Origin of the sequence: Acinetobacter sp. UBA3132, from assembly GCF_002364825.1 — a bacterium.
Taxonomy (GTDB): domain Bacteria; phylum Pseudomonadota; class Gammaproteobacteria; order Pseudomonadales; family Moraxellaceae; genus Acinetobacter; species Acinetobacter schindleri.
The window spans coordinates 1-3,549 of record NZ_DEZM01000131.1 but is presented as its reverse complement, the minus strand read 5'-3'; the positions used below and the strand labels follow the sequence as shown (position 1 = coordinate 3,549).

Below are 3,549 nucleotides of genomic sequence, written 5' to 3'. Positions count from 1 at the left end.
CGCATTCCGTGCCAAGCCACTGGTCCGTCAGAATGCCAATCAGGCGATTTCCAGTGTCGGTCTGGATGGCGTGCTGTACCTGCTTGGTGTGCATGATAAAGACCTCAGCCGTGCCTGAGATTAGCGATTTTTAAGATAGAAACGCGGTCAAATGGCCGCGTTTTTTTATGCTGATTGATCACGCGCTGAAGAGTAGTAGAGGGAACTGTATAGAAATATACCGATCATCTTAAACGGAAAAATAATTTTTTCAGTGCAGAAAAACGGCGTTTATTTTGTAATGACACGCCAGCATCGATGGGGCAAATGTTTCGGAAAAACTCTAAAAATAAAAAATGTAATGACAAAATAATATCGCGACAGAATATGTCGTTGAACAGAAATAAAGGACTTTTTTTAGTCAAAAAACTCATCATAATGCTGGCATAGATAGACAAATCAATATATTCCACGAAGTGGGTTTTACGACATTCAACCATGAGAGCCGCTGCATTACTTGCATGATCTGGGGTTGGACGGAGGGGATTTTATGGTAACAGCGAATTTAGCAACAATTGTGGGCTTTAGTCTGGTAGCCGCTGCTGTACTTGTTGTGTTCTTCTCGCCGTATCGTCGCTGGTTAAGTTTTATGGTGGCTGGAATGTTTACCTGGGGGCTGATTGAAGTCATTCGCCTGGGAACACAGACACTATTTGAACTGCCAATGACCTATGGTTATTTAGCGGCGTTATCGAGCGTGATGGTCATAGTAACTCTACTGTTGCTACGTGAAGATCGTCGTGCTGAGCGTGCACTGGCCAAGCGCCGCTGCATCGAACATACACCTGTTTATGAAGATGACCAGCAGCAGTTATCCAGCCGATAATTGCGCTATTAAAAACAATAAAAACAAATGCACCTTAGGGTGCATTTTTTGTTAACGATCATCTACAAACTGCATGCTTAACCTCCTTGTAATTTATGCTAGGATAACTATCAATTTTCGTACAATTACAATAGGCATAACTCATGAAACTGTCGTCAATTCCTGTCCTGAAACTTCCTTTGGTCGATCTCAGTACCGACCCGCTTGATTTACTGGTTGCAGGCTTGGCTTTGCGTATGAAGCAGTTGGCACGTACCAGTCCAAAATTTATTGAATTGGTCCATGAGCGTCAGTTCCGTATCCAGATCGGTACAGATGAAGGTCTGGCGCGCCAGATTGTTGTCAATAACGGTGATATTGATACTGTATCAGGGAATGCTGAGCCGGCAGATTTTGTGTTGCAGTTTGCAGACAGCGAGCAGGGCGTTAAAACGCTGATGAAAGGTGACCCGACCGCATTTATGACGGGTATGCAAAATGGCACTATCAAAATGGAAGGTGACTTTGGCTTGCTGGTCTGGTTTAACCAGGTGGCGAAAATGCTTCCACCAAAATTGCCAAAACCGGTGAAAGAAAAAGTGAAGCTGGTACGTCAGTTCATCAAAGAGAAAACGGGTAAATAAGATTTAAATTTTTTAAAAGATCTGGAATGCTAGTCAATTAAATAATTGGTTAGCATTTTTTTCGAGCTTAGAAACTATTGGACACGTGAAACGTCATCAGCAACTGTTTCAGGCAAGACTAGATTTAAGAAAGATTGTTTCTGCGAGATATATATTCATTGATAAGATCTGACGAGTTCTGCGGTGAGGAGCATTGCTCCGCAAGATGCCTCCCTTGTGAAGCTCCACTTCTCATTCGGGCAAAACCAAAGTAATAAGGACTGATCTAAAAGAATAGTTTATAAAGAAAAAATTTCGAGAAAAAAGTATCTGAGAGCTTATTATTCAACTTCTAAATTAAACGTCACCGGTCCGTCATTGACCAGATGCACTTTCATGTCGGCAGCAAAAATACCAGTTTGTACATGATCGAACTGGCTTTGAGCATACTCCACCAGCTGCTCATACAGCGCTTTGGCCTCAGCCGGTGGCATGGCCGGACCGAAGTCAGGACGTAAACCTTTTTGGGTTTGGGCCATCAGGGTAAACTGTGAAACCAGCAATAAACCACCGCCCGCCTGGGCAACGTTCCAGCCCATTTTTCCCTGTTCATCATCAAAGAAACGGTATTTTAGGATTTTATCAATCAGTTTCTGGCCTTTTTCTAAGGTATCTTCCTTGCCAATCCCTAAAAAGACCAAGATACCATGCTGAATTTCTCCGGTTGTTTCACCCTCAACAACGACTTTGGCTTCTAGCACTCGCTGTAATAATGCGCGCATATTTGACTCAAAAACTGAAAATTATGTGCATTGTACAAGAACCGCAGTAAGTCTGCAGATTAGCTCTGCTTAAAATGTATTCTAATCTATTGTCTATATTTGATAATATTTTAAATTATCTAAAAACACGATCGTAATCATAAAAATTATCCGTTTTATCTATTTTTTACTCTCACGTATCTTAGCTGCATGCAGGAAAGGTATTAAATTGAGAGATTTAGAAATGTTTAAGCGTTCATTACTTGTTGCAATGCTTGCAACGGTGACAGCTGCACAAGCTGCGCCATTAACCAAAGATAACGGGGCACCAGTCGGCGACAACCAGAACTCGATCACTGCGGGTCCACAAGGTCCAACTTTGCTACAAGATGTGCAACTGGTTCAAAAACTGCAACGTTTTGGCCGTGAGCGTATTCCTGAACGTGTGGTTCACGCACGTGGTACAGGTGCTTATGGTGAATTCGTTACTACGAAAGATCTGTCTGATTTAACAATTGCTTCTTTATTCAAGGCCGGTACCAAAACTCCAGTTTTTGTGCGTATGTCTACCGTCATTCATGGTAAAGGTTCACCAGAAACCCTACGTGACCCTCATGGTTTCGCTATCAAATTCTATACTCAGGAAGGTAACTGGGACTTGGTCGGTAACCAGACGCCAGTCTTCTTTATCCGTGATGCAATCAAGTTCCCGGACTTCATCCACGCGATGAAACCAAGCCCGGTCACCAACGTACAAGATGCCAACCGCGTGTTTGATTTCCTGTCTAGCCAGCCTTGGGCGACCAATATGCTGACTTATGTTTATGGCAAGCAAGGTGTCCCAACCAGCTACCGCGAACAGGACGGTTTCGGTGTACATGCCTACAAACTGTATAACGACAAAGGCGAATACAAGTATGTGAAATTCAACTTCCGCTCTAAACAGGGTGTGAAGGGCCTGAACGTCAAAGAAGCGGCTGAGCAGCAAGGTAAAGATTTCAACCACTTGACCAACGATCTTTATAACAACATTTATGCAGGTAATTTCCCGAAATGGGATCTGTATATTCAGGTGCTTGATCCTAAAGATCTGAATAGCTTCGATTTCGACCCGCTAGATCCAACCAAAATCTGGCCAACAAACCTGGTTCCAGAAGTAAAAGTCGGTACATTGACGTTGAACCGTATGCCGAAGAACTTCTTTAATGAAACTGAACAGGCTGCATTTGCGCCAGGTAACCTGGTACCAGGGATCGAGCCATCAGAAGACCGTCTGCTGCAAGGCCGTATCTTCTCTTACTCAGATACCCAAATGTACCGT

The 3,549-nt window shown here is 43.3% G+C and carries 4 protein-coding genes; 3 read left to right on the top strand and 1 reads right to left on the bottom strand.

What is annotated here, in order from left to right; translation table 11 throughout:
• The first annotated feature begins 529 nt into the window (after positions 1–529).
• Entirely contained in the window at positions 530–865 is a 336-nt protein-coding gene (aciT, locus tag B4033_RS06825) for a ciprofloxacin tolerance protein AciT (protein ID WP_004890907.1), read from the top strand.
• Positions 866–1,008: 143 nt separating this feature from the next.
• Positions 1,009–1,488 carry an SCP-2 sterol transfer family protein gene (locus B4033_RS06820; protein ID WP_286832815.1) on the top strand — a complete coding sequence of 160 codons (480 nt, stop codon included), beginning with the start codon at positions 1,009–1,011 and terminating at the stop codon, positions 1,486–1,488.
• A 320-nt stretch (positions 1,489–1,808) separates the two neighbouring features.
• Here the strand turns inward: B4033_RS06820 and dtd are convergent, their stop codons facing one another.
• Positions 1,809–2,249: a D-aminoacyl-tRNA deacylase gene (dtd, locus tag B4033_RS06815; RefSeq protein WP_008305853.1), complete on the bottom strand. Its 441-nt coding sequence runs from the start codon at positions 2,247–2,249 to the stop codon at positions 1,809–1,811.
• Positions 2,250–2,472: 223 nt separating this feature from the next.
• On the opposite strand from dtd, the gene B4033_RS06810 reads away from it, so the two are divergent.
• Positions 2,473–3,549, top strand: a 1,077-nt coding sequence (locus B4033_RS06810) for a catalase (RefSeq protein ID WP_286832820.1), incomplete at its 3' end; no start/stop codon positions are given.

Bases quoted from the DNA above. Each gene is read 5' to 3' on its own strand.
- aciT (WP_004890907.1), top strand. From the start codon at position 530: ATGGTAACAGCGAATTTAGCAACAATTGTGGGCTTTAGTCTGGTAGCC.
- B4033_RS06820 (WP_286832815.1), top strand. From the start codon at position 1,009: ATGAAACTGTCGTCAATTCCTGTCCTGAAACTTCCTTTGGTCGATCTC.
- dtd (WP_008305853.1), bottom strand. From the start codon at position 2,249: ATGCGCGCATTATTACAGCGAGTGCTAGAAGCCAAAGTCGTTGTTGAG.